The sequence below is a fragment of the Geobacillus sp. Manikaran-105 genome, assembly GCF_002809955.1.
Lineage (GTDB): Bacteria > Bacillota > Bacilli > Bacillales > Anoxybacillaceae > Geobacillus > Geobacillus thermophilus.
The window spans coordinates 78,158-103,130 of record NZ_PIJG01000002.1 but is presented as its reverse complement, the minus strand read 5'-3'; the positions used below and the strand labels follow the sequence as shown (position 1 = coordinate 103,130).

The 24,973-nt window shown below is 54.6% G+C and carries 24 protein-coding genes; 22 read left to right on the top strand and 2 right to left on the bottom strand.

The features are described 5' to 3' along the window. Positions 1-464: 464 nt before the first annotated feature. The gene (gene rnhC / locus CV945_RS01450) at positions 465-1,394 is read right to left on the bottom strand and encodes a ribonuclease HIII (protein ID WP_047818834.1); all 930 of its coding nucleotides are present in this window, start codon (positions 1,392-1,394) and stop codon (positions 465-467) included. A 111-nt stretch (positions 1,395-1,505) separates the two neighbouring features. On the opposite strand from rnhC, the gene zapA reads away from it, so the two are divergent. The 21 genes from zapA (at position 1,506) to uvrC (ending at position 23,516) form a co-directional block, all read left to right on the top strand. After that, positions 1,506-1,781, top strand: a complete 276-nt coding sequence (zapA, locus tag CV945_RS01445; protein ID WP_014196491.1) for a cell division protein ZapA — start codon at positions 1,506-1,508, stop codon at positions 1,779-1,781. After that, positions 1,774-2,313 (top strand): CvpA family protein, encoded by a 540-nt coding sequence (locus tag CV945_RS01440; protein ID WP_100658978.1) that lies wholly within the window; start codon positions 1,774-1,776, stop codon positions 2,311-2,313. Before zapA ends, CV945_RS01440 begins: the two co-directional genes overlap by 8 nt. A 42-nt stretch (positions 2,314-2,355) precedes the next feature. Next, positions 2,356-4,080 carry a DNA polymerase/3'-5' exonuclease PolX gene (gene polX, locus CV945_RS01435; RefSeq protein ID WP_100658977.1) on the top strand — a complete coding sequence of 575 codons (1,725 nt, stop codon included), beginning with the start codon at positions 2,356-2,358 and terminating at the stop codon, positions 4,078-4,080. 20 nt (positions 4,081-4,100) lie between these two features. Next, the gene (locus CV945_RS01430; protein WP_369806424.1) at positions 4,101-6,455 is read left to right on the top strand and encodes an endonuclease MutS2; all 2,355 of its coding nucleotides are present in this window, start codon (positions 4,101-4,103) and stop codon (positions 6,453-6,455) included. A 14-nt stretch (positions 6,456-6,469) separates the two neighbouring features. Then, the gene (locus tag CV945_RS01425; protein ID WP_063330420.1) at positions 6,470-6,877 is read left to right on the top strand and encodes a DUF350 domain-containing protein; all 408 of its coding nucleotides are present in this window, start codon (positions 6,470-6,472) and stop codon (positions 6,875-6,877) included. A 13-nt stretch (positions 6,878-6,890) separates the two neighbouring features. After that, positions 6,891-7,055 (top strand): hypothetical protein, encoded by a 165-nt coding sequence (locus CV945_RS17175; RefSeq protein ID WP_171698049.1) that lies wholly within the window; start codon positions 6,891-6,893, stop codon positions 7,053-7,055. Positions 7,056-7,133: 78 nt separating this feature from the next. Next, positions 7,134-8,834: a long-chain-fatty-acid--CoA ligase gene (locus tag CV945_RS01420; protein ID WP_100658975.1), complete on the top strand. Its 1,701-nt coding sequence runs from the start codon at positions 7,134-7,136 to the stop codon at positions 8,832-8,834. Between the two features lie 59 nt (positions 8,835-8,893). Continuing rightward, entirely contained in the window at positions 8,894-9,481 is a 588-nt protein-coding gene (locus tag CV945_RS01415) for a fatty acid metabolism transcriptional regulator FadR (RefSeq protein ID WP_011232163.1), read from the top strand. Between the two features lie 25 nt (positions 9,482-9,506). Next, complete coding sequence (locus tag CV945_RS01410; RefSeq protein ID WP_100658974.1) at positions 9,507-10,280, top strand: enoyl-CoA hydratase; 774 nt, start codon at positions 9,507-9,509, stop codon at positions 10,278-10,280. A 64-nt stretch (positions 10,281-10,344) separates the two neighbouring features. Continuing rightward, positions 10,345-11,121: an electron transfer flavoprotein subunit beta/FixA family protein gene (locus CV945_RS01405; protein ID WP_100658973.1), complete on the top strand. Its 777-nt coding sequence runs from the start codon at positions 10,345-10,347 to the stop codon at positions 11,119-11,121. Between the two features lie 65 nt (positions 11,122-11,186). Then, positions 11,187-12,164, top strand: coding sequence for an electron transfer flavoprotein subunit alpha/FixB family protein (locus tag CV945_RS01400; protein WP_047818828.1), 978 nt, complete (start codon positions 11,187-11,189; stop codon positions 12,162-12,164). A 151-nt stretch (positions 12,165-12,315) separates the two neighbouring features. Beyond that, positions 12,316-12,633 carry a thioredoxin gene (trxA, locus tag CV945_RS01395; protein WP_011232159.1) on the top strand — a complete coding sequence of 106 codons (318 nt, stop codon included), beginning with the start codon at positions 12,316-12,318 and terminating at the stop codon, positions 12,631-12,633. A gap of 204 nt (positions 12,634-12,837) precedes the next feature. Further along, positions 12,838-14,043, top strand: coding sequence for a hypothetical protein (locus CV945_RS01390; protein WP_021322161.1), 1,206 nt, complete (start codon positions 12,838-12,840; stop codon positions 14,041-14,043). Positions 14,044-14,361: 318 nt separating this feature from the next. Then, complete coding sequence (locus CV945_RS01385; RefSeq protein WP_100658972.1) at positions 14,362-15,306, top strand: NAD-dependent epimerase/dehydratase family protein; 945 nt, start codon at positions 14,362-14,364, stop codon at positions 15,304-15,306. Next, positions 15,296-16,228, top strand: coding sequence for a lysylphosphatidylglycerol synthase transmembrane domain-containing protein (locus CV945_RS01380; protein WP_100658971.1), 933 nt, complete (start codon positions 15,296-15,298; stop codon positions 16,226-16,228). The genes CV945_RS01385 and CV945_RS01380 overlap by 11 nt, the downstream gene beginning before the upstream one ends. Further along, positions 16,225-17,721, top strand: a complete 1,497-nt coding sequence (locus tag CV945_RS01375; protein ID WP_100658970.1) for an alkaline phosphatase family protein — start codon at positions 16,225-16,227, stop codon at positions 17,719-17,721. Before CV945_RS01380 ends, CV945_RS01375 begins: the two co-directional genes overlap by 4 nt. Continuing rightward, the gene (locus CV945_RS01370; protein WP_047818825.1) at positions 17,678-18,439 is read left to right on the top strand and encodes a glycosyltransferase family 2 protein; all 762 of its coding nucleotides are present in this window, start codon (positions 17,678-17,680) and stop codon (positions 18,437-18,439) included. Before CV945_RS01375 ends, CV945_RS01370 begins: the two co-directional genes overlap by 44 nt. 93 nt (positions 18,440-18,532) lie before the next feature. Further along, on the top strand, positions 18,533-19,294 hold the full coding sequence (locus tag CV945_RS01365) for a hypothetical protein (RefSeq protein ID WP_198518473.1): 762 nt from the start codon (positions 18,533-18,535) through the stop codon (positions 19,292-19,294). Between the two features lie 27 nt (positions 19,295-19,321). Then, positions 19,322-20,245: an FTR1 family iron permease gene (locus CV945_RS01360; RefSeq protein WP_100658968.1), complete on the top strand. Its 924-nt coding sequence runs from the start codon at positions 19,322-19,324 to the stop codon at positions 20,243-20,245. Positions 20,246-20,291: 46 nt separating this feature from the next. Next, positions 20,292-21,737, top strand: a complete 1,446-nt coding sequence (locus tag CV945_RS01355) for a nucleoporin-interacting protein (RefSeq protein WP_100658980.1) — start codon at positions 20,292-20,294, stop codon at positions 21,735-21,737. Positions 21,738-21,743: 6 nt separating this feature from the next. Beyond that, positions 21,744-23,516: an excinuclease ABC subunit UvrC gene (uvrC, locus tag CV945_RS01350; protein ID WP_100658967.1), complete on the top strand. Its 1,773-nt coding sequence runs from the start codon at positions 21,744-21,746 to the stop codon at positions 23,514-23,516. A 49-nt stretch (positions 23,517-23,565) separates the two neighbouring features. Here the strand turns inward: uvrC and CV945_RS01345 are convergent, their stop codons facing one another. Further along, entirely contained in the window at positions 23,566-24,018 is a 453-nt protein-coding gene (locus CV945_RS01345) for a YslB family protein (protein ID WP_033010653.1), read from the bottom strand. A gap of 243 nt (positions 24,019-24,261) precedes the next feature. Between CV945_RS01345 and CV945_RS01340 the strand changes: the two genes are divergently transcribed. Then, positions 24,262-24,870 (top strand): succinate dehydrogenase cytochrome b558 subunit, encoded by a 609-nt coding sequence (locus CV945_RS01340; RefSeq protein WP_100658966.1) that lies wholly within the window; start codon positions 24,262-24,264, stop codon positions 24,868-24,870. The last annotated feature ends 103 nt before the right edge of the window (positions 24,871-24,973 follow it).

Here is a 24,973-nt window from a genome sequence, read left to right as displayed (position 1 = left end):
ATTGGTGCTATGAACCTTCAACGAAAAGGAATAGAGTACATCGTTGAAGGAACGACACAGGCATGACCTGCGTCGTTGGGCAGCTGTCAACCTGCCCCTAATGCAACCCCAAGTCAAGGAAGGAGGACGAAGTCCGCTCGCACTTCTGGGGAGTTGCAAGCCTCCACTTCAAGCGTTAGCGAAGTGGGGGTAGTTGACTCACGTTCTGCTGGAATGGATTATTTTGTACGAGCAACGGAAAAATCGAAGGCCATCGATGGCGCGGCAGAATAGGCCGTCTAATGATCCCGGCTCACTAGGCTGGGTGGGGGCAGCCTTTTGGTTGTTTGCGGATGAAAAGCCATTTTCTTCATACGTAAAACGAAACATGTGGAAAGGATGGGAAACGGTGTCGTTCAGCTACTACGGGTCGACCTGTGCAACGGAGCCAACGCTGCCGTTTCCCATGGGTGTGATGGAAACAATTACCGGCGCTTGGCGATGGCAAGCGCCTTTTTCGTATTGGCGAAATGAAGCTTGGCGCACGTCTCAAGCGCTTCTTCCCCCCGCGCGCGGATGATCCGGGCGGCGGCTTCGTCAACGATGGCGCCGGCACCTTTTGGAAGCAGGAGGCCGACGGCGCGGGATAATCGCTCCATCTCTTCTAAAAACACATAGCGGGCGATGATCGAGGCGGCGGCGACCGCCACGTGCACGCTTTCTGCTTTTGGCAGGCAATGCACCCGCTCGCGGATAATGCGATCTTCATCGGAAAGGTAACGGAAATACGAATCCCGTTTTAAAAATTCGTCGATGATGATTGCTTCTGGTTCGGCGGGCGCGATGGCGTCAACAAGTTTCGCGAGCGTCCGGTTGTGAAGCAGCGCCTTCATTTTCGTCTGCGGCATGCCGCTTCGCTGCCAGCGGTTGTATTCGGCGTTATCAAGCACAGTGACGGCATACGGCGCCGTTTCCATGATGGCGGGGGCGATCCGTTTGATTGCCTCATCGTTCAATTGTTTCGAATCTTTCACGCCAAGCGCCGCGATTTTGGCGATATGCGGCCGATCCACGTAGGCGGCGGCGACGACGATCGGGCCGAAATAATCGCCGGTGCCGACTTCATCGGAACCGATGGCGGAAAGAGACCCGAGTTGATGAGCTGCCAAAGCGGACGGCTGGTGGTCAGCTGTTTCGTTTGAGGCGCTCGCCCCTGATATCCATTTCGCTGCTTCTTGCTCCGCCGCTTTCCCTTGAAACAGCACTTTGCCTGAGCGGTAGGCGGTGATCACGACATCCGGGCGCTTGACGGCAAACAACGCTCCGGCCGGAAGCCGGTCGGATAAGGCGTCTTGGTAGTGGGCGCGCAAGGCGTCAAGCAGCTGTTGGTCGGCTTGAATCACATAGTTTGACAACGTTCGATCGCTCCTTTATCTTCTCTATCGTTGCTGTGTGTCGCTTCTTTCCATTATACCAGCGTTCATGATATGATAAACAGTAGGATTTGGCGAAATGGGGGAGAAAGCTTGACAGAACAGCCAAAAACGCGAGTGAGCGTCCGCATCTATGGACAAGACTACACGATCGTCGGCGCGGAAAGCCCGGCCCACATCCGGCTCGTGGCGGCGTTCGTTGATGATAAAATGCATGAATTCAGCGAGAAAAATCCGCTCCTTGATGTGCCGAAGCTGGCCGTGTTGACAGCCGTCAACATCGCCAGTGAGTATCTCAAACTGAAAGAACAATATCAACGGCTGGCGGAACAGCTGAAACAGGAAAAGGACGGGAAACAGGATGATTGATGTCGTGCTGCTGTTTGTCCTGTTGATGGGGGCGATGATCGGGCTGAAGCGCGGCTTTATCCTTCAATTCATTCATATGGCCGGGTTTCTGATCGCCTTTTTCGTCGCCTATCGCTATTATGAACGGTTTGTGCCGACATTGCGCCTTTGGATTCCGTATCCGACGTTCGGAGACCCGGAGACGATGAAGCTGCTGTTTCAGAGCACGCATTTGGACGATGCCTATTATCGGGCGATTTCCTTTGCACTTTTGTTTTTTGCTGTGAAAATCGTCCTGCAAATCATCGGCTCGATGCTTGATTTCGTCGCCCAGTTGCCGCTCTTGCGAAGCGTCAACCGTCTGGCGGGGGCGGCGCTCGGGTTTGCGGAAGTGTATTTGCTCGTCTTTTTGCTGTTGTATATCGGGGCGCTCGTGCCGATTGACAGCGTGCAGGAGCAGCTGCAGCATTCGCTCATGGCGACCGTGATTGTGAAACATACGCCGGTGTTGTCGGACATGCTTAATCATTGGTGGATTCATGGCCGCGTCTGACCGGGCGCGGCCGCGGTTTTGCGGGAAAGGGAGGAAATGGGGATGAGCGTCCATAAAAAAGAGGTCATCCGCCTGCTTGAAACGATCGCACTGTATATGGAGATCAAAGGAGAAAATCCATTTAAGGTCAACGCCTTCCGCAAAGCGGCGAACGCCTTGGAAACGGATGAGCGGAGCCTCGCGGAAATCGGCGACTTCACCGCCATTCCCGGCATCGGCAAAAGCACGGCGGCGATCATCACCGAGTTTGTCGAAACCGGTTCATCATCGGTGCTCGAGGAATTAAAGCGCGATATTCCGGAAACGCTTCTTTCCTTGCTTAAGATCCCGGGGCTTGGCGGCAAAAAAATCGCCAAGCTGCATCAAGAGCTCGGTATTGTCGATATGGATGGATTGAAAGAAGCGTGTCTGGCGGGAAAAGTGCGGAAGCTTCCCGGTTTTGGCGCGAAAACGGAAGAAAAGCTGCTTGCGGCCATTGAAAAGGCAGGCAAACGCCCTGAGCGGCTGCCGCTCGCTCGGGTGCTCGCCGCCGCGGCGGATGTGGAACGCCAGCTTGCTTGTCTTGACGGCGTGATTCGCTTCTCGCGGGCCGGCAGTTTGCGGCGCGTAAACGAAACGGTGAAAGATTTGGATTATGTCATCGCCACCGACCGTCCGGCTGCGGTGCGCGACGGGCTTCTTCGTTTTGAGCGTGTCCGTGAGGTCATCGCTGCTGGGGAGACAAAAGTGTCGCTTCTGCTTCGCTATGACGACGATGTGGCCGTCGACTTCCGGCTGGTCAGCGGGGCGCAGTTTGCGACCGCGCTCCATCATTTCACCGGATCGAAGGAGCATAACGTGCGCATGCGCCAGCTCGCCAAAGAGCGCGGGGAGAAAATCAGCGAATACGGCGTGGAAGACGAAGCGACCGGCAAGGTGAAAACGTTCCCGGATGAAGCGGCGTTTTACGCCCATTTCGGGCTGCCGCACATTCCCCCGGAGCTGCGTGAAGACGGCACGGAAATCGAGCGCTATTCGGACCGATATCCGCTTGTCCGCCTTGAAGACATTCAAGGCGATTTGCATATGCATTCGGCATGGAGCGACGGGGCGTGTTCGCTTGAGGAGCTCGTTGAGGCGTGCCGCCGCCGCGGCTATCGGTATATGGCCATCACCGACCATTCGCAATTTTTGAAAGTCGCCAACGGTTTGACGCCGGATCGATTGCGGCGCCAGCGCGAGGAAATCGAACGGCTGAACGCGCGCTATTCGGATTTTACCATCCTCGCCGGCATTGAGATGGATATTTTGCCGGACGGGACGCTCGATTACGATGATGACGTGCTCAAGGAGCTGGATTTTGTCATCGCCGCCATTCACTCTGCGTTCAAACAGCCGCGCGAGGCGATCATGAAGCGGCTCGAGGCGGCGCTTCGCAATCCGTACGTCGATGTCATCGCCCATCCGACCGGAAGGCTCATCGGCCAGCGCGGCGGTTATGACGTCGATCTCGAGCGGCTCATGAAACTCGCGGCCGAGACGAACACGGTGCTTGAGTTAAACGCCAACCCGAGCCGTCTCGATTTGTCGGCAGCTTACGTGAAAAAAGCCGAGGAAGCGGGGGCGTATATTGCCATTAACACGGACGCCCACCATTTGGACATGCTTGATGATATGGCTATTGGCGTGGCGACGGCAAGGAAAGGCTGGATCAAGAACGAAACGGTCATCAACACATGGCCGCTTGACAAGCTGCGGCAGTTTTTGCGCGACAAACGAACGAAATGAATGAGCTGGGGGTCAGATACGTGCAACGAAAAGTGCTTCACACCTTGGAGTTCGATAAAGTGAAAGAGCAGTTGGCTGAGCATGCGTCCTCGCCGCTCGGTTTGGAAAAAATCGAGGCGCTCATGCCGTCATCCGATTTGGAGGAGGTGGCCGCTTGGCTTGAGGAAACGGATGAAGCGGCCGCTGTTTTGCGACTTGCTGGCTATGCGCCGCTTGACGGAGTTGTCAACATTCGCCCTCATTTGAAACGGGCGGCGATCGGCGGCGTGCTCAGTCCGCAAGAACTCGTGGAAACGGCATCCACCTTGACCGCAAGCCGGCAGATGAAACGGCTGATTATGGATCTGCATGAAGAGCAGGGGGGATTGGATCGTCTGTCCATTTATGCCGATGAGCTCGTGGAGGTGCCGGCGCTTGAGCATGACATTCGCCGTTCGATCGACGACCATGGCGAGGTATTGGATGCCGCAAGCGACCGCCTCCGTTCGCTCCGCGGGCAAATTCGGTCAGTGGAAGCGCGCATCCGCGAGAAGCTTGAGAGCATCATTCGCTCGCCGTCGGCGCAAAAGCGGCTGTCGGACGCCATCATTACGATCCGCAACGACCGCTATGTCATTCCGGTGAAACAAGAGTATCGCAGTGCCTATGGCGGCATCGTCCACGACCAGTCGGCGTCCGGGGCGACGCTGTTTATCGAGCCGCAGGCGGTCGTCGAGTTGAACAACGCACTCCGCGAAGCGCGGGCGAAAGAAAAGCAAGAAATCGAACGCATTTTGCGCGAACTGTCGGCAAAAGTCGCTGATCAGGCTGAACCGCTTGCGCGGGCGGTTGAGTCGCTTGCGGCGCTCGATTTTGCGTTTGCCAAGGCGAAATACGCCCGCCGGCTGCAAGCCGCGAAGCCAGCGGTCAATAACCGCGGCTATCTTCGCTTTGTGCAGGCCCGCCATCCGCTGCTTGATCAAGAAAAGGCGGTGCCGAATGACATTGAACTCGGCGGCGATTATACGACGATCGTCATAACAGGCCCAAACACCGGCGGGAAAACGGTGACGTTGAAAACGGTCGGCTTGTTGACATTAATGGCGCAAGCGGGGCTGTTTATCCCGGCGGCCGACGGATCGGAAGCGGCGGTGTTCCGCGCAGTGTACGCGGATATCGGCGACGAGCAGTCGATCGAACAAAGCTTGAGCACGTTCTCGTCCCATATGGTCAATATTGTCGACATTTTGCGCCATGTCGATGGCCAAAGCCTTGTGCTGTTTGATGAGCTCGGAGCGGGCACCGACCCGCAGGAAGGGGCGGCGCTTGCCATCGCCATCTTGGATGAAGTGCACGGGCGCGGGGCGCGGACGGTGGCGACGACGCATTATCCCGAATTGAAAGCGTACGGCTACAACCGCCCCGGGGTGGTGAACGCGAGCGTTGAATTTGACACCGAAACGCTCCGTCCGACGTATAAACTATTGATCGGCATTCCCGGCCGCAGCAACGCCTTTGACATCTCACGCCGCTTGGGGTTGGATGAGCGGATTATCGAGCGGGCGAAAGCGCAAGTGAGCGCGGAAAGCCATAACGTGGAAAACATGATCGCGTCGCTCGAACGAAGCAAAAAGCAAGCCGAGGAAGACGAAGCGCGGGCGCGCGCGGCGCTGGAGGAAGCGGAGCGGCTGCGCGCCGAGTGGGAGCAAAAGCTCGAAGCGCTCGAAGAGGAAAAAGAAGAGCGGCTGGCTGAAGCGGCGAAGCAGGCAACGGACATCATCCGCGCCGCCGAGCGCGAAGCCGAGCGGGTGATCCATGAACTGCGCCGCCTGCAAAAAGAAAAGCAGGCGGAAGTGAAAGAGCATGAGCTCGCCGAGGCAAAACAGCGGCTCGCCGCCGCCGTGCCGAAAGTCGAGAAACGGAAAAGAGCAAAAAAACAGGCGCCGCGCCATGTATTCCAGCCGGGTGATGAAGTGAAGGTGACGAGCCTCAACCAAAAAGGCTACTTGATCGAAAAAGTGTCGGACGATGAATGGCAAGTGCAGCTCGGCATTTTGAAAATGAAAATTCACGAGCGTGACTTAGAATACATCGGCAGCGCGCCGGTGAACGACGTGACGCCGATTGCGACCGTGAAAGGCAAGGACGCCCATGTGAGCCTTGAGCTTGATTTGCGCGGCGAACGGTACGAAGACGCGCTCCTTCGGCTTGAGAAATACTTGGATGACGCCGTGCTCGCCGGATATGCGCGCGTCTCCATCATCCACGGCAAAGGGACAGGCGCGCTCCGCCAAGGGGTGCAGCAGTTTTTAAAGCGGCACCGGGCGGTCAAAAGCTTCCGATTTGGTGAGGCGAATGAAGGCGGGACCGGGGTGACGGTCGTGGAACTGAAATGATGGGGGCGAGAATGATGGCGCCGTTTTGGGAGCACGAAATGGTGAGAACCGCTGCCAATTTCAGCGTCGCCGTGCTGTGCATCGTGGTGTTTTTGGCCGTGTTTGAACTCGTCACGAAGTATAAAAACTGGGAAGAAATTCAAAAAGGCAATATGGCGGTGGCGATGGCAACCGGCGGAAAGATTTTTGGCATTGCCAATATTTTTCGTTACGCGCTCGCCCACCATGAGTCGCTGTTGTCGATGGTCGGCTGGGGGCTGTACGGGTTTTTGCTTCTGCTCGCAGCGTATTTTATTTATGAATTTTTGACGCCGAAGTTTAACATCGATGATGAAATCGCCAACGACAACCGGGCGGTCGGCTTTATCTCGATGGTCATTTCCGTCGGTTTGTCGTTTGTCATCGGCGAAGGGATTCAGTAAAGGGGAACAACGAATGAACGCAGTAGTCAAATGGTTGTTGATCGCCGTCGGGCTGCTTTTGATCGCCGGCATCGCGTATATGGCGGTGCGCAACCGGTCGGTCGATGTGCTGGCGAAAATCTTGTTTGTCATTTGCGCGTGCTTTTTCTTCATTGGTTTGGTGTACTGGTTTTGGTGACGTCTCGCTCAGGCGAGGCGTTTTTTTTGATGAAAAATTACAAAAAGTGAAATAAAATAGAAACAAGGAGGGATGCATATGGAAAAACCGTGGCTCGCTCATTATCCGCCGTCCATTCCTGCTACGCTCGACTATCCAAAGAAAACGCTTTCTGACTATTTGCGGGAGACGGCGGAACAATTCGGAAGCCATGAGGCGATTGACTTTTTGGGCAAAACGATGACGTTTCGAGAGCTGTACGAGCAGGCTTTGACGTTCGCGCATTATTTGCGGACGATCGGATTGAAAAAAGGGGATCGGGTGGCGGTGATGCTGCCGAACTGCCCGCAGGCGGTCATCAGCTACTACGGGACGCTCCTAGCCGGCGGCATCGTCGTGCAGACGAATCCGCTTTACACCGAGTATGAGCTTGAATACCAGCTGAACGACAGCGGCGCCTCGGTGCTCGTGACGATGGATCTTCTGTATCCAAAGGCGGAAAAGGTGAAAGGGAGGACGCCGGTCAAACATTGGATTGTCACGAGAATGCAAGATTATTTGCCCACGGTGAAGAAATGGCTGTATCCGCTTGTGCAGCGGAAGCAAAACATGCCCATCGTCCGCATCGCGGAAAGCGAAACCGTTCATATGTTCCGCACGATCATGAGCCGCAAGGAAACCGCTCCGATCGGGGTGGACATCGATCCGGTGGAAGATGTGGCGCTGCTGCAATATACAGGCGGCACGACGGGACATCCGAAAGCGGCCATGTTGACGCATCGCAACTTGATCGCCAATACGCTCATGTGTGCCCATTGGGTGTATAAATGCGAAAAAGGAAAAGAAACGGTGCTCGGTGTGCTTCCGTTTTTCCACGTGTACGGCATGACGACGGTGATGAATTTGTCCGTGATGATGGCGAGCAAAATGGTGCTGCTCCCGCGCTTTGATGTCAAGCAAACATTAAAAGCAATCGAGCGCACCCGGCCGACGATGTTCCCAGGCGCGCCGACGATGTACATCGCTTTGTTGAATCATCCGGATTTTCCAAAGTATGATTTATCATCAATCAACGTCTGCATCAGCGGATCCGCTCCGCTGCCGGTTGAGGTGCAGGAGCAGTTTGAACGGGTGACGGGCGGAAAATTGATTGAAGGCTATGGGTTAACCGAGGCGTCCCCTGTCACCCACAGCAACTTCCTTTGGGACGGGGAGCGGGTGAAAGGAAGCATCGGCGTTCCGTGGCCGGATACGGACGCGAAAATCATTTCCTTGGAAACGGGTGAGGAAGCAAAGCCGGGAGAGTGTGGAGAACTCGTCGTGCGCGGGCCGCAAGTGATGAAAGGCTACTGGAATCGTCCGGAAGAGACCGAGCAAGTGCTGCGCGACGGATGGCTGTATACAGGTGACATTGGATATATGGATGAGCGGGGGTATTTTTATATCGTCGACCGCAAGAAAGATGTCATTATCGCCGGCGGTTACAACATTTACCCGCGCGAAGTCGAAGAAGCGCTGTATGAGCACCCGAAAGTGCAGGAAGCGGCCGTGATCGGCGTTCCGGATCCGTACCGCGGCGAGACGGTGAAAGCGTTCGTCGTGTTAAAGCCGGGGGAGATGTGCAGCGAACAGGAGCTTGACGCGTTTATGCGCCAGCGCCTGGCTGCTTACAAAGTGCCGCGCATCTACGAGTTCCGCAGCGAATTGCCGAAGACGGCGATCGGCAAAATTTTGCGCCGCGTGTTGGTGGAAGAGGAGAAAAAGAAGCTTGACAAATCGGCAGAATTGCCCGTAAAATGAAAATATGAATGATGGTTCATTCATTTGGCGGATGGAAAGTGAGAAAAGGAGAATCTATATTGCGGAGGGAAAAGCCGAAATTTAAACAAATCATTGACGCTGCCGTCGTCGTCATCGCCGAGCACGGCTACCATCAAGCACAGGTGTCGAAAATCGCCAAGCAGGCCGGTGTCGCCGACGGCACGATCTACCTTTATTTTAAAAACAAAGAGGATATTTTAATTTCGCTTTTTCAGGAAAAGATGGGGGCGTTCATCGAGAAAATTGAACAAGAGACAGAAGGAATTTCAAGCCCCTTAGAGAAATTGTATGTATTGGTGAAAACTCATTTTTCCGCCCTCGCCGCTGATCCGCATATGGCGGTCGTGACGCAGCTTGAGCTGCGCCAGTCGAACAAAGAGCTGCGCCATCGCATCAATGAGGTGCTGAAAGGATATTTGCGGCTCATCGACCGCATCATCATGGAGGGGATGGAAAAAGGGGAGTTTCGCCAAGATTTAGACGTCCGGCTCACTCGGCAAATGATCTTTGGCACCCTGGATGAAACGGTGACGACGTGGGTGATGAACGAGCAAAAGTATGACTTGGCCGCCCTCGCCGATCCGGTGTACGAACTGCTCGTCAAAGGGTGCGCCGCCGGACGTTAGGAAAGGCAGAAAGGGGAGAGGCTTCATGGACTTTTTTCGTTTGGCGAAAGAGGAGTTCGTCGCCGTCGTGACGTTTTCGCGGCCGCCGGCGAACGCCCTTTCATCAGCGGTTTTGAAAGAGCTTTCAACTGTGTTGGACGAGCTCGAGACCGACCCGGACGTGCGCGTCGTGTTGCTTCATGGCGAGGGGCGGTTTTTCTCAGCCGGCGCCGATATTAAAGAATTCACGTCCATCGCTTCCGTCGAGGAGGCATCCGGCTTGTCGCGCAACGGCCAGCTCGTGATGGAGCGGATCGAACGCTTTTCCAAACCAGTCATTGCGGCCATTCACGGCGCGGCGCTTGGCGGTGGATTGGAGTTGGCCATGAGCTGCCATATCCGCATCGTGGCGGAAAACGCCAAACTCGGCCTTCCGGAGCTGCAGCTTGGCATCATCCCTGGATTTGCTGGCACGCAGCGGCTTGTGCGCTACGTCGGCTTTGGTAAGGCAGCCGAAATGATGTGGACGAGCGAGCCGATTACCGGCGCAGAGGCTGTGCAATGGGGGCTTGCCAACAAGGCGGTGCCGGAAGAACGGCTTCTTGACGAGGCCAAAGCGCTGGCGAAAAAGATCGCCGCCAAAAGTCCGCTTTCCGTTCGGGCGGTTATTGAGTTGCTTAACGCCGCCAAGGAAAAAACGTTCGTTGAGGCCGTGCGCGAGGAAGCGGAATGGTTTGGCCGCGTGTTTGGATCCGAGGATGCAAAAGAAGGCGTGCAGGCGTTTTTGGAAAAACGGCCGCCCGTCTTTAAAGGGAAATAATCTTTGTCAATATCTAAATGTTGGAACATGAAACAATGTTCAATCAAACCGAGGAGGGAACGACATGAACATTTTTGTGTTGATGAAACGCACGTTTGACACGGAAGAAAAAATCTCCATCGTCAACGGCAAGATTAACGAGGAAGGGGCAGAATTCATCATCAATCCGTACGACGAATACGCCATTGAAGAAGCGATTCAAGTGCGCGACAAACACGGCGGCGAAGTGACGGTCGTCACCGTCGGCAGCGAAGAGGCGGAAAAAGAACTCCGCACAGCGCTCGCCATGGGTTGCGACAAAGCGGTGCTCATCAACATTGACGATGATGTCGAAGAACAAGACCAATATACGACAGCGAAAGTGCTCGCTGAATACTTAAAAGACAAAAACCCGGACTTGATTTTAGCCGGCAACGTCGCCATTGACGGCGGTTCCGGGCAAGTCGGCCCGCGTGTGGCGGAATTGCTCGGCATTCCATATGTAACGACGATCACAAAGCTCGACATTGCCGACGGCGGCAAAGTGACCGTCGTGCGCGATGTCGAAGGGGATGAGGAAATCATCGAAACGTCGCTGCCGCTCCTTGTCACCGCTCAACAAGGCTTGAACGAACCGCGCTATCCGTCGCTGCCGGGGATCATGAAAGCGAAAAAGAAACCGCTTGAAGAGCTAGAGCTTGACGATTTGGACCTCGACGAAGACGATGTTGAAGCGAAGACGAAAACGATTGAAGTGTTCTTGCCGCCGAAGCGGGAAGCAGGGAAAATTTTGCAAGGCGACATCGCCGATCAAGTGAAAGAGCTCGTCCAGCTGCTCCGCTCCGAAGCGAAAGTGGTATAAGCGGAAACCGCTGTCGGCGTTCGGATGAAGCACAACGGGGAATCAAAGGATAGGGGGACTGAAACATGGCACGTAAAGTATTGACCTTAGCAGAAGTGCGGGACGGATCGCTGCGGAACGTTTCGTTTGAGGCTATTGCGGCCGCCAAAACGATCGCCGAAGGCGGGGAAGTCGTCTCGGTGCTCGTCGGCGACCAAGTGCAGGCGCATGCGAACGAACTCATTTACCGCGGTGCGGACCGCGTCGTCGTCATCGAACATCCGAATTTGAAATTTTATACATCAGATGGCTATTCGCAAGCGTTAAAAGCCGTGATTGACAAAGAGCAGCCGGAAGGCATCGTCTTCGGCCATACGGCGCTTGGCAAAGACTTGTCGCCGAAATTGGCCATCAAGCTCGACGCCGGCCTTGTGTCCGACGTCATCGCCGTCGAAGAGGCGGGCGGCAACATCGTTTTCACGCGTCCGATCTACTCCGGAAAAGCGTTTGAAAAGAAAATCGTCACCGATGGCATCATCTTCGCGACCGTGCGTCCGAACAACATCGCGCCGCTTGAGCGCGACGAGTCGCGCTCAGGCAGCGTGGAAGCGCTCGCCGTCGAGATCAAAGACTTGCGCGCGATTGTCAAAGAGGTCGTCCGCAAAACGGCGGAAGGCGTCGACTTGACGGAGGCGAAAGTGATCGTCGCCGGCGGCCGCGGCGTCAAAAGCGCCGAAGGCTTTAAGCCGCTCCAAGAGCTCGCCGAAGTGTTGGGCGGTGCGGTCGGCGCTTCGCGCGGGGCGTGCGATGCCGGCTATTGCGACTACTCGCTGCAAATCGGGCAAACGGGAAAAGTCGTCACGCCGGACCTTTACATCGCTTGCGGCATCTCAGGCGCCATCCAGCATTTAGCGGGGATGTCCAACTCGAAAGTCATCGTCGCCATTAACAAAGACCCGGAAGCCAACATCTTTAAAGTCGCGGACTACGGCATTGTCGGCGATTTGTTCGAAGTCGTTCCGCTCCTCACCGAAGAGTTCAAAAAACTGAAAGTGCATTCGTAATGAACAACACGGGCGGCTGCAGCCGCCCGTTTTTTGACGGATAAATTCCGCGGCAAAAGCGAATAGTAGAAACGAAGCAAAACATTCGCGCCGACATGCATTCCATGGTATACTTTGCTTGCAGCATTCAAGAAGATGGGAGGGAATCCATATGGCGATTGTCAACGCCACTGACCAAACGTTCGCCGCAGAGACGAAAGACGGCCTCACGCTCGTTGACTTTTGGGCGCCATGGTGCGGACCGTGCCGCATGATCGCTCCGGTGCTGGAAGAGCTTGACCGCGAAATGGGCGACAAAGTGAAAATCGTCAAAGTGAATGTCGATGAAAACCAAGAAACAGCGTCGAAGTTCGGCGTCATGAGCATCCCGACGCTGCTCGTGTTCAAAAACGGCGAACTTGTCGATAAAGCGATCGGCTATCAGCCGAAAGAGGCGCTTGTGCAGCTGGTTGGCAAACATGTGTCATAACGGAGAAAGAAGGAAATCCAGAGGGGAAGAAGCCTCTGGATTTTTTTTATTTAAGGTGTGATCAGCTAGGAAAAGAGGATTTTCAGCAAGAGGGGAGTCCTCTCTTTTTCATCATGTGTTGACATTGAAATTCATTTTCTATTATAATCTTATTGTATTGATATTGATTATCATTTTTTGGATGTGTGAACGGGGGGATACATAATGTCATTGAAATGGAAGTGGCTCGCCGTGTTCGCCGCCGCGGCGTTGGCGCTTGGCGCGTGCGGCCAGAGCAAACAGACGGCGGGGACAGAAAAAGAAAGCAGCAACCAAACGGCTGTGGAAAAACAAGAAAAGCCGAAAGAGGAAGAGAAGGCGGAGAACGAGAAGGAAGAAGCGGAAGTCGATTATGCGGGAGCGTTCAGCGAAGCGCTCGCGGAGCTTGAGAAGGCGAAGCAAGGCGGGGCGGTCGACTTCGGCAAAGTGGAGAGCATCTACAAAGAAAAGCTGCAGCCGCTTGTACAAAAACGTGACGCGGAATTTGAAGATACGCTTGACCAACATATTACCAACGCACTGGCCGCCGGCAAAGACGGGTCGCTTGAGCCGTTGGTTGTCAAGCAAATTTTTGACAAGCTGATGCAAAAAGTGTTTTACACGACGATCAAGCATGAGTTTACCGAAGCAGAAGAACATTGGGCCAATAAGGAAGAAGTAAAGGAAGAGCTTGAGGAAGCCAAAACCTTTTACGCGATTTTGCAGTCGACCGTGGAAAAGCGCGATGCGGCTTACGGAACGAAGTTGGTTGACGCGATCAACGGGGCGTTTGCCCAAATGGAGCAAGCGGTCCAAAACGATGATGCGCTCTCATTTGCCCTCGGCAAGCAAGTCGTGGACAAAACATTGATGAAAACATTCTATTTAGCGAGCGGAGCGCTGCCGCACGGCTATGCGGCGAAGGCGGCGGCTGCGGCCAAGGAAAACGCCGAAGAAGCCAAAGTGGAGCAGGCGGAAGGCTGGGCGTTTTATCAGTCCGTCTATCCGTATATGAAACGGCATGCCGCGGAGGAGGCGGACTACATTTTGAAACAGTTTGACCTGCAAACCGATGTCAAAACGCTCGATCCGAAAGCGGTGAACCATGCGTTCGTGCGCGGATGGGCGAAAGTGGCGCTTCACGAATATGAAGAAAGCAAAGAAAATTGGGGGCAAGACAAGTCGGTGATCACCGCCTTAGAAGGCGCGCTCTTTATTAACATGATCGAACAGGATATCAAAACGCTGCTTGGCGACAAAGCATACACCGACTTGAACGAACAGGCGACACGCTACCTAGAGGCGGCAAAGGCAAAAAACAAAGCTGAGGGTGACAAATGGCTGCCGCAAATTGAAGCCGCCCTGCAACAAGTGATTGAAAAAGCGAAATAACCTAGCAAACAAGGGGATGACCCAAAAGGGTAATTTTCCTTAACAAAGCACAACATATTGTTTCTTAATGATTGTTTTATACCTATATACGTAATAAGAAAGGGTGTCCCGATCCTTTTGGGACACCCTCTTGTATGACGAAGGAGGCAGCAGATTTGATGTCGGCAGAGTGCTCGATGGTGGATGTCAGGCAGCTTGTGTGTCTTCAGGGCAGCCGTCTGTCCGGAAACGTTTGGTTTTTTTCATGGCGCCGCGACTTTTCCGAGCGGCTGTGGTAAGATGCTGATGGATAGTCCATTTTGTAATGGGGTGAAACCGTTGAAAATCGTTGTTACTGGAGGAGCCGGATTTATTGGCAGTCATTTGGCCGCTCGTCTGCATGAACAAGGTCATGAAGTGGCAGCGATCGATTGTTTTCATCCGTACTATCCTGTTGAGCGGAAGGAGCGGCAGTTTCACGCGCTCACCGGCGGCCGGGTGCCGCTTGCCCGCTTCGACTTGCTTGATGGGGAAGCGACGAAGCGTTGGTTCAGCCAGTTTCGCCCCGATGTCGTCTACCATTTGGCGGCGCTGCCGGGCGTGCCGTATTCCCTCGAGGAGCCGCTCGCGTATATCGATTATGACATCAAAGCGACGGTCAATGTGTTGGCGGCGGCGGGGGAAGCGGGGGTGGCGCATGTGCTGTTTGCCTCATCGTCATCGGTGTACGGCGACCGCGGCAACGTCCCGCTCCGGGAAGAGATGGCTGACGGCCGCGTCGTTTCGCCGTATGCGGCGGCGAAATACGGAGCGGAGTCGTTTTGTCATGCTTATGCTCATTTATATGGTTATCAAATGACGATTTTTCGCTATTTCACCGTTTACGGGCCGTGGGGTCGTCCGGATATGGCGATCGGCACGTTTTTGCGCCGATTGCTGGCGGGCGAGGAGATTGTCGTATATGGCAAAGGAACGGCGCGTGATTATACGTACATCGATGATATTGTGGAGGGCATGATCGCAGCACTTCACCGCAGCGGTGGGCGAAGCGAAGTGTTCAACTTGGGCGCCGGGGCGCCCGTCACCATGGAGCAGCTGCTCGCTGAGTTGCGGAAGCACTTTCCCGATCTGAAAATCGTGCACGCGCCGGAGCGGAAAGGCGATGTGAAAGCGACATGGGCGGACATCACGAAGGCGGAGCGGGCGTTTGGTTACAAGCCGAAGGTGGCGTTTGCCGAAGGGCTCGCCCGCACGGTGGCGTGGGCGCGCGAATATGAGCGGTAAACCGGCGGCTAAAGCGGCGTTGCAAGCAGCTGGGCTCGCGCTTCTTTTCTTTTCCGCTTGGTTGACATACCGCTACTTTGACGGCCGGCAGATGCTCCATCATCTATCCAGGCTAGTCAGCCGCCCGATCGAGATGGCTGCCGCTGCTTTCGTATATGGCTTGTCGTTTTGGCTGCGGGCGTGGGCGTGGAAGCGATATGTCGGAAAGCCAATCGCCTTCTCTGTTTATTGGCGTGCCGTGCTGCTTAGTTTGTTTGTTAACCATCTAGCCCCAGTGAAAATCGGTGATGCTGTGCGTATGGCTTTGCTTGCCCGCCAGCCCGGTGTTTCAGCCAGCGAGGCCATTGAATCGGTGGCGGTGATGCGGCTCCTTGATATGGCGGTGCTTGGTGGATTGACTGTCATTGGGATGTATGCGTATATGCATTACATTCCCCGCATTTCTCTCTTGGCAGCGGCCGTTGCGGCCGGGTTCATGCTGACCGTGATCGTGTTTCGCCGTCCGCTCCGCCTCGAACGGTTATGGCGCCGGTGGCGGACGGTGTTGCAGGGCCGCCGCGGTGTGGAGATCGCTGCGGCTGTGGCGGCGAGCTGGTTGTGTGAAGCGGCCGTCATTGGCGTGATCGCGAAAGCAGTCGGCATCCCGCTTTCCTTTGGACAGGCGGTGTGGGCAAACAGCGCGACCGTTTCCGGACAAATTGCCCAAATCGCTCCCGGTGGACTCGGAACGTATGAGGCGGTGATGGGGTTTGCCTTAACTACGGTTGGTGCACCGTGGGATGTGGCGTATATGGCCGCGGTGTTGACACATGCCTTTAAATTTCTGTTTTCTTACGCCGCTGGTGCCGCGGTATTGTGGTTTTGGCGGTCCGACTGGCAGGCGGTGCGGAGCGTATGGAGAAAGGAAAGGGAGAGGCGATGAAAGAAGCATCACGATTCGAAAAAATCGCGGCGCGCTGCTGGAATTTGTTGAACGAAGGGAAACCGTTCACGCCGATTTTTGTCGTGGGAACGATGATGATCTACCATGCCGCTGATTGGATGGGCGGCTCATGGGGGTGGCTGCTCGGTCTGGCGGCGGCGTTGCCGCTGTTTGTCATCTACTATGTCTACGATTATCCATTGTTTTTGCGCAATTATTTATGGATCCCTTATGTCGTGTTTCTCATCGTTTGGTCGTTCGCTGATGCGTCGTTGTTGTTGTTGGCGTCGGGGCTTTACTTTTTCTTTACCGTCTTTTTTTGGGGGACGCTGTATTACCATTTGCGCATCGGCACGTCGTGGTGGAATTTCACCCGCTTTTGGAAGCTGGTGCTGAAAAACAGCGATTCGACGAGCGGCAACGCCCAAGAGCAGCTGCCAAAATGTTTTCTTCTTTTGTCCGTATGGGAATACGCTTCACGGCAGATCGAGCAAGGAACGGCTTTGGCGCCGCTGTGCGGGGCGCTTTGGCTGTTTGCCGCTGGGGTGTGGCTGTTTTCATGGATTTTGCATCGGAATTTGTTCGACTGGCAGCCGGAGATCATTCCGACTTATACGAACAATGTGCCGAGTCCCACCGCGCCGATCAGTGACAAAGTGTATGTCATCGTGATTGATGGCATGCGCAAAGACCGGTTTGAAGCGGCCAACGCCCCGTTTTTAAAGCGGCTGCGCGCGCAAGGGACGGAATTTGCGCAAATGGAAACCGTCTATCCGGCGCGCACGGTCGTTTGCTTCACCTCGATGCTGACGGGGACGTATCCGTTTGAGCACGGCATCCGGTCCAATATGGTATGGAAGCTTGGGGCGAAAGTGGAGACGATTTTCGATTCGCTCCGGAAAATCGGAAAAACCGGCCGCTTGCTTGGCATCGCTCATTTGGTCGATTCGTTCGGCGACGATGTCGAAACGGTGACGGCCGTCATGCCGAACGACCTCGCCGACCGTTATATCATCGAGCGGGCGAAACGCATTGTGGAAGAGCAGCACCCAGACTTGCTTGTCGTGCAATTGATCGCCACCGATCAGACCGGCCATAGCCGCGGTGTGCTGTATGACGAGTATATCGAAAAAATTGAAGAAGCCGACGCGTTGATCGCGGAGTTTGTCGGCTGGCTTGAGGAACGGGGCGAGCTCGAGCGCGCGACATTGATTGTCTGCGCCGACCATGGCCAAGCGGATGGCATCGGCGGCCACGGCCACCTCGATGAAGGGGAGAGGTATGTGCCGTTTTTTCTATACGGCCCGGCGATTGAGGCAGGAAAACGAGTCGATGAGAAAAAAAGCCTCGTTTCGCTGGCGCCGACGATCGCCTATTTGCTCGGCGCGCCGTATCCGAGCCATAGCCGTGGTCCGGTTTTGATCGAGGCGATGAGAAAGGAGGAGAGCGATGAAGAAGCAGCGCGTCATCGTCTTTTTGCCGGCGCACAATGAAGAAGAAGCGATTGGAGATGTCATCCGCCGCATTCCGCGTCATTTCCATCCCGATGTAGAGGTCAGCGTCTTGGTCATTGATGACGGGTCAACCGACCGGACCGCTGAAGCGGCGAAAGAAGCGGGAGCGGACTACATTTGCCGCTGGCCGGAAAACCGCGGCCTCGGTGCGGCGGTGCGGCGAGGGCTTGAAGAGTGTGTCCGTCTTGGCGCGGATATCGGCGTGATGATCGATGCTGACAACGAATATCCGCCGGAACAAATTCCTGACCTTTTGGCGCCGATTTTCACCGGTGAAGCGGACTATACGATCGGCTCGCGCTTCCTTGGCACGATTCGCGGCATGAAATGGCATCGCCGCCTTGGGAATTATTTGTTCACTTGGCTGCAGTCGTTGCTGCTCGGACAGCGGCTGTATGACGGACAGTCGGGGATGCGCGCGTTTTCCCGCCAAGCGATGGAAGAGGCGGAAATCATTCATGATTACAATTACGCCCAAGTGCTGACGCTCAATTTAGTGCGCAAAGGGTTTCGCTTGAAAGAAGTGCCGATCCGCTATCAAGTGCGGACGACCGGCCGCTCGTTCATCAAGTTCACCGCCTATATAACCGCGGTCATTCCAGCCATCTGGAAGGAAATGCGCCGCCCGGTCAAAAAAGCTGTCATTGACCCCAAAGCGCATGTGCTTTCTTTGGAGCGGGAGCGCCATTGTTCGTGAGGGGCGGCCGCATCTGGCCGCCGGCCGTTTTTTTCTATATTGACAACGATGATGATAATGATTATCATTGATCTTGATAGGAGGGGCAGAAACGTGAAAACATCCCGTTTCTTTTTTTACATAGCAGTGATCATTATTCTCAATCTCATTCCGCTGAAAGCGTTCGCCTATTCGTATGGAGACCCGAACAAAGAGGCGGTTGCTGAGGCGTATAAAGAGATGAAAGAAAAGTTGAACGAGCAGCCGCCGAACTTTGCCGCAGCGAAGGAAATTTTCGAAACCGTAAAAGAAGAAATCGACATGCATATGGGACCTGAGCCGTCCAAGGCCGTGCTTGCAGCCATCGAAGCGAAGGACCGCCAGGCGGTGATCAAAGACATGGAAAACATTTTAGTGCTCAATATCGCCCGACGTTTGGACAATATTGAGGCGAACTTTGATCAGTACGACACGAGCAAGCGGCTGTTGGCGAAGGCGTTTGCGACGTATGAGGCGCTGTCGCCAATCATCCAAGGGAAAGACCCTGCGCTTGACAAACAGCTGCGCACCGAGTTTGACAAGGCGCTTCAGTCGCTTGGCAATCCGGGGCTGTTCGGCGTCGGGGAGAAAAAATCGGACATCAATGCGTTTAAACAAAGCAAAGAGACGATTTTAACGGCGCTGCAGAAGCAATTCGGTTTGAAAAGCTTAGAAGTTGGCCATTTTTCGGAAAGCGCCACGGAAAAACCGGATGAAGTGAGAAAAAAGGAATGGACCGACTTGTCAGAATTGAAAAACTGGATTCCTCTCATTGTGATCGTTGCGATCATCATTGGCGCTGTCTTGATTTATGTACGGCGTCGGAAACGGACTTAGTCTACTTGTGAAGGGGGAGGCGGGGGCATGGAAGTTCAAGCGCTGCTCATTACGTTTCGCGAAGCGCTCGAGGCATTGCTTATTATCGGGATTATTACGTCGTATTTGAAACGGGTGAACCATCGCGAGTATACGAAATACGTATGGCTTGGCGCCGCCTTGGCGGTGGCCGCCAGCGTCGGTGTCGCTATTTTGTTTCAAGTCGTGTTGACCGGCTTCGCTGCGATGGCAAGTGAAATCTACTTAAAAATCGGCATCATGATCGTCTCCGCGTTGCTTTTGACGCAAATGGTGTTTTGGATGGCCGAGCATAGCCAGGACATAAAAAAAAGCGTCGAAGGGAAAATGGATCAGTTCATCACAGCCGGCAATGTCGCCGGCATGGTCATCCACTCGTTTTTAGTCGTGTTGCGCGAAGGGGTGGAAACCGTCTTTTTCTTCGCCGCCATCACACACGGCAACATCGGCGCGGCGCTGCAAGGCTGGGGAGCCGCGACAGGCATGGCCATCGCCGCCTTGGTCAGCTACTTCTTCTTTAAGGGAACGATGCGCATCCCGCTCAAGACATTCTTTAAGGTGACCGGCGCTTTTATCGTCCTCATTGCTGCCGGGTTGCTCGTGCAAGCGATTTCGATGATGCAGGACATTGGCCTCATTGGCAGCGTCATGCCGCATGTATATGATTTGACATGGCTGCTTCCGGAACACCCGATCGATTATGAGCATTATTTGCGCGACCACGGTGTGGCCCCCATCTTCTCCGGTGAAGTCGGCGTCTTTTTAAAAGCGCTGTTCGGCTACTCGTCGATGCCGTCGCTTGAGGAAATGATCGCCTATATCGGTTATTTTGTCGTGATTTACTTGCTCGTGACGAGCCGCCAAGGCCAAAAGAACAGCAAAGAGCACCCGTCGGCAGCGGCGCTTAAGGAAAAGACGAAAGGCATTCTGTAAAGGTACAAGGCGCTGCGCCTTGTATTTTTTCTTTGGAGGGAATCTCGTGAAACGACTGCTGCACGACCGGCTTTGGCTTTGTTTCAGCATCGGGCTGGCCGCCGTTTTGGCCGGCGCCGCGTTGTATTGGGCAAGCCCGTATGCGGCCACATGGGATGAAGTCGATTTTGCGCTGGCGCTTGAGCGCTACGACTTGTTAGGCATGCAGCCGCATTTTCCCGGCTATCCGTATTTCATTTTAGGCGGCATGGCCGTTCACACGGCCATCGCCAATCCGGCTAAGGCGCTTTCCGTGTTGAATGTTCTCGTTCTCTTGTCCGCCGTTTTTCCGCTCGTTTGGCTGCTGCGCCGGAACGTTTCGCTCCCGGCGGCGCTGCTCGCCGCTTTGGCCGTGCTCTCTTCAAGCTATGTGCTCCTGGCCGCCGCCCGGCCGATGTCGGACGGCGCGGCGCTTGGCGTGCTTTGGTGGTACATATGGGCGGTGGAATGGGCGCGGCGGCGAATGACATGGCCGGCGCAGCTTTGGCCGTCCGCGTTGTTTAGCATCCTCATGGGCATCCGTTTGTCTTATGCCCCGTTTGCTGCCGCGTTGTTGATCCTTTGGCATGAAGACTGGAAAACGCACCGCCGCCTCGGCCGCGTGGCGGCATCGCTGTTGGCGGCGGCCGCCTTTCAATTTGTTTGGGTGGCGGCGGTCGCGGCGACGGAAGGCGGCCTTTGGCCGTTTTTCAAGCTTGGCTTTGCGTTTGTTGCCGGTCATTTCAGCGAATGGGGCGGAACGGCGGCGGCGAGCCCTCTTCCATTTTGGGAGCGGGTGTGCCGCTTTGTCCTTGACAACTTTCTTTGGACCGGCATGGCCAGCCGAAATGCTTGGCTGCTGGCTGCCTATGCAGTGGTCGGCGCCATCGCCTGGCGCGCGGGGCGGTTGGGGCTTCCGCGCCCGCTTGTCGTTTCCGCGTTGCTGTATGCTTTGTGGGCGCTTTTCGGACAAAACATTGACAAGCCGCGTCATCTCCTTCCGCTCGTTCACATTGCGCTCGTTTTCGTGTGGGGGCGGCTGCTGGCCGCGCCCCGGACATGGCGGTTTGTTCTTGCCGCGGCAGTGGTGATGCTGCAGTCTACAATCGGCATCGGGCTGTTGCGCGAGCAGGCAAAGACGCCGCCGGCAGTGTATCAGCTTGCCGACGATTTGCGTGACAAACGGCAGCCGTTTGTGGTATATACGTGGGAAGAGACGCGCGTCCTAGACTATTTGAACGTGCCCTTTCCACATAAAGACGTGCTCCATTTTTCCTTCTTTTTGCAAGACAAAGAAAACTACCGCCATGCTGCGATATATATGACCAATCACGTTGTCCAAGGGTTCGAGGCTCAAGGGATCGATGTTTCCCGCCATGTGCGCAAAGTGAAAACGTATCGTTCCAGTTTGCTTGCTGATCCGGTGTATGGGACGATTACGCTGTACGAATGGGTTGATGGAGCAGTGAGGTGATGGCCAATGAACGAGCGGCTGAAGGAAAAGCTGTCCGTGCTCCCGGAACAGCCGGGCTGCTATTTAATGAAAGACAAACACGGAACGGTCATTTACGTCGGCAAGGCGAAGTCGTTGAAGGCGCGCGTCCGTTCGTATTTTACCGGGACGCATGATGGCAAAACGCAGCGGCTTGTGGAGGAAATCGCCGATTTCGAATACATCGTCACCTCGTCAAACGCCGAAGCGCTCATTTTGGAGATGAATTTGATCAAAAAGCATGATCCAAAATACAACGTCATGCTCAAGGATGATAAAAGCTACCCGTTTATTAAAATCACCGCGGAACAACATCCGCGCTTGCTCATCACCCGCAAAGTGAAAAAAGACGGCGGCAAATATTTCGGCCCGTATCCGAACGTGCAGGCGGCGAACGAAACGAAAAAGCTGCTCGACCGTTTGTATCCGCTCCGCAAATGTTCGACGATGCCTTCGCGCGCCTGTTTGTATTACCATATGGGCCAATGCCTCGCCCCGTGCGTCAACCCGGTGTCGGACGAACAAAATAAGGCGATGGTTGAACAAATCGTCCGCTTTTTAAACGGCGGCTATGAAGACGTAAAGCGGGAGTTGGCCGAGAAAATGCACGAGGCGGCGGAAGCGCTCGAATTTGAGCGGGCGAAAGAATACCGCGACCAAATCGCGGCGATTGAGATGACGATGGAAAAGCAAAAAATGATGTTCAATGATTTCATCGACCGCGATGTATTCGGCTATGCGTACGACAAAGGCTGGATGTGCGTGCAAGTGTTTTTCCTCCGCCAAGGAAAGCTGATTGAGCGCGACGTGTCGATCTTCCCGCTTTACCAAGACCCGGATGAGGAAATGCTGACGTTTTTGGGCCAGTTTTATGCGAAAGCGCATCATTTGAAGCCGAAAGAAGTCGTCCTCCCGTCCGACATTGACGGGGAGCTTGCCCGTGAATTGCTCGGCGTAGCCGTCGTCCAGCCGAAAAAAGGGAAGAAAAAAGAGCTTGTGGAGCTGGCGAGCCAAAACGCGGCCATTGCTCTGAAAGAAAAATTTTATTTCATCGAGCGGGACGAAGAACGGACGATCAAAGCCATCGAGCGTCTCGGAGAGCGCCTCGGCATTCCAGCGCCGCGCCGCATCGAGGCGTTTGACAACTCGAACATTTACGGGGCCGATCCGGTCTCGGCGCTCGTCGTGTTCCTTGACGGCAAGCCAGCGAAAAAAGAATACCGGAAATATAAGGTAAAAACAGTGGCGGGACCGAACGATTATGAAACGATGCGCGAAGTTGTGCGCCGCCGCTATACGCGCGTGTTGAAAGAAGGATTGCCGCTTCCCGATTTGATCATCATCGACGGCGGTAAAGGCCACTTGTCGGCGGTGCGGGATGTATTGGAAAACGAGCTTGGCCTCGATGTGCCGCTGGCCGGGCTGGCGAAAGACGAAAAACACCGCACATCTGAGCTTTTGGTCGGCGACCCGCCAACGGTCGTGCCGCTTGACCGGCAAAGCCAAGAGTTTTATTTATTGCAGCGCATTCAAGACGAAGTGCACCGGTTTGCGGTCACGTTCCACCGCCAGGCGCGGCAGAAGACGATGTTCCATTCCGTGCTTGATGACATCCCGGGTGTTGGGAAAAAGCGGAAAAAAGCACTCTTGAATTATTTCGGCTCGGTGAAAAAGATGAAAGAGGCGACGGTGGAAGAGCTGCAACAGGCGAACATTCCGCGGGCGGTGGCGGAGAAGATTTATGAGAAGCTGCATGAATAACTGCAAACGGAAACGAAAGGGCGTCCGGCCGAGCCGGGACGCCCTTTCGTTACTCGATGGGCTGCTTCCGGTCCCATTTGACTAAAATGCGCGCCTGGCCGGCTCGCTTGGCCGGCAGTTCAACCGCTTCGGTGACAAGCCGTTTTTGCTGCTCAATCTGTTCGGCAAGAAATCCGGCTTCGAGCTGAAACGAGCAGCTGCCGTACAAGGAAAAGCGAGCGGCGATGATAGAGCCGGACAGCTCGATGGGCAGCTCGTCGTTCCGTTCTTCGCCGGCCGTCAGCGTTCCCCAGCCGGCCTCCTCAAAAAAAGCGGCGATTTGTTCCAAGTCGCGAAGCGGATAGCGACGCGCCAACTGTCTGCCCGCCCAGTATAAAAGGGACGGGGCGTTTTTGCCGAGCAGCTCGGGAAGAAGCGAATGGCGGAGCAGCTCAGCACCAAACGCCGATTGGGTAATTGATCGAAATGTTTCGTACTGTTTTTCCAATGATGGCTGTCTCATCATGTTCCCCTCTTTCTATCCATTTTCCCATTATAGCCAAACAGCTGCCGGCATGCACTCTCTTTCTTGCAAAAAACGTGAACGGAGAATGTTTGAACACTTTGTGACGATGTTTTCTTGACGCTTGTACAATGTGGGAGTACAATGAATGTGACAAATGCAAGATGGAAATGGAAGGCGTTTCTATTTCCATCCTGTAACGAGGGGAATTTATTTTTACTTACGTTAAAGGGGGTTTACATAATGGCAGGGAATCGCGAGTTTTATTATCGCCGGCTCCATTCGCTGCTCGGGGTTATCCCCGTTGGGGTGTTTTTAGTGCAGCACTTGGTCGTCAACCATTTTGCGACGCGCGGGCCGGAAGCGTTTAACCGGGCGGCTGCGTTTATGGAAAACTTGCCGTTCCGTATTTTTTTGGAAATTTTCATTATTTTCCTTCCATTGCTGTTCCACGCGGTATACGGCATTTACATCGTGTTTACAGCCAAATTCAACACGCGCCAGTACGGCTATTTCCGCAACTGGATGTTCATGCTTCAGCGGATTACGGGCATTATCACATTGATTTTTGTCGTCTGGCACGTGTATGAAACAAGGGTGAAAGCCGCGTTTGGCGCTGAAGTGAATTATGATATGATGGCCAATATTGTCGATAATCCGTTTATGCTTTGGTTTTATATTATCGGCATTTTGTCGACCGTCTTTCACTTCGCCAACGGTTTATGGTCGTTCTTCGTCAGCTGGGGTTTAACGGTATCCCCTCGTTCACAGCAAGTGTTCACGTACATTACGATGATCATCTTTGTCGCGCTTTCGATTGTCGGCATTCGCGCCATTTTGGCTTTTGCGTAAAAAATTGATTTCAGCTGTTGGATGACATGAACCGCTGCGTTGGCTCTTGATGGATCGCGCTGCAGCCGTTTGTCGAACGAACGCTTGATCGACAGAGGCAAAC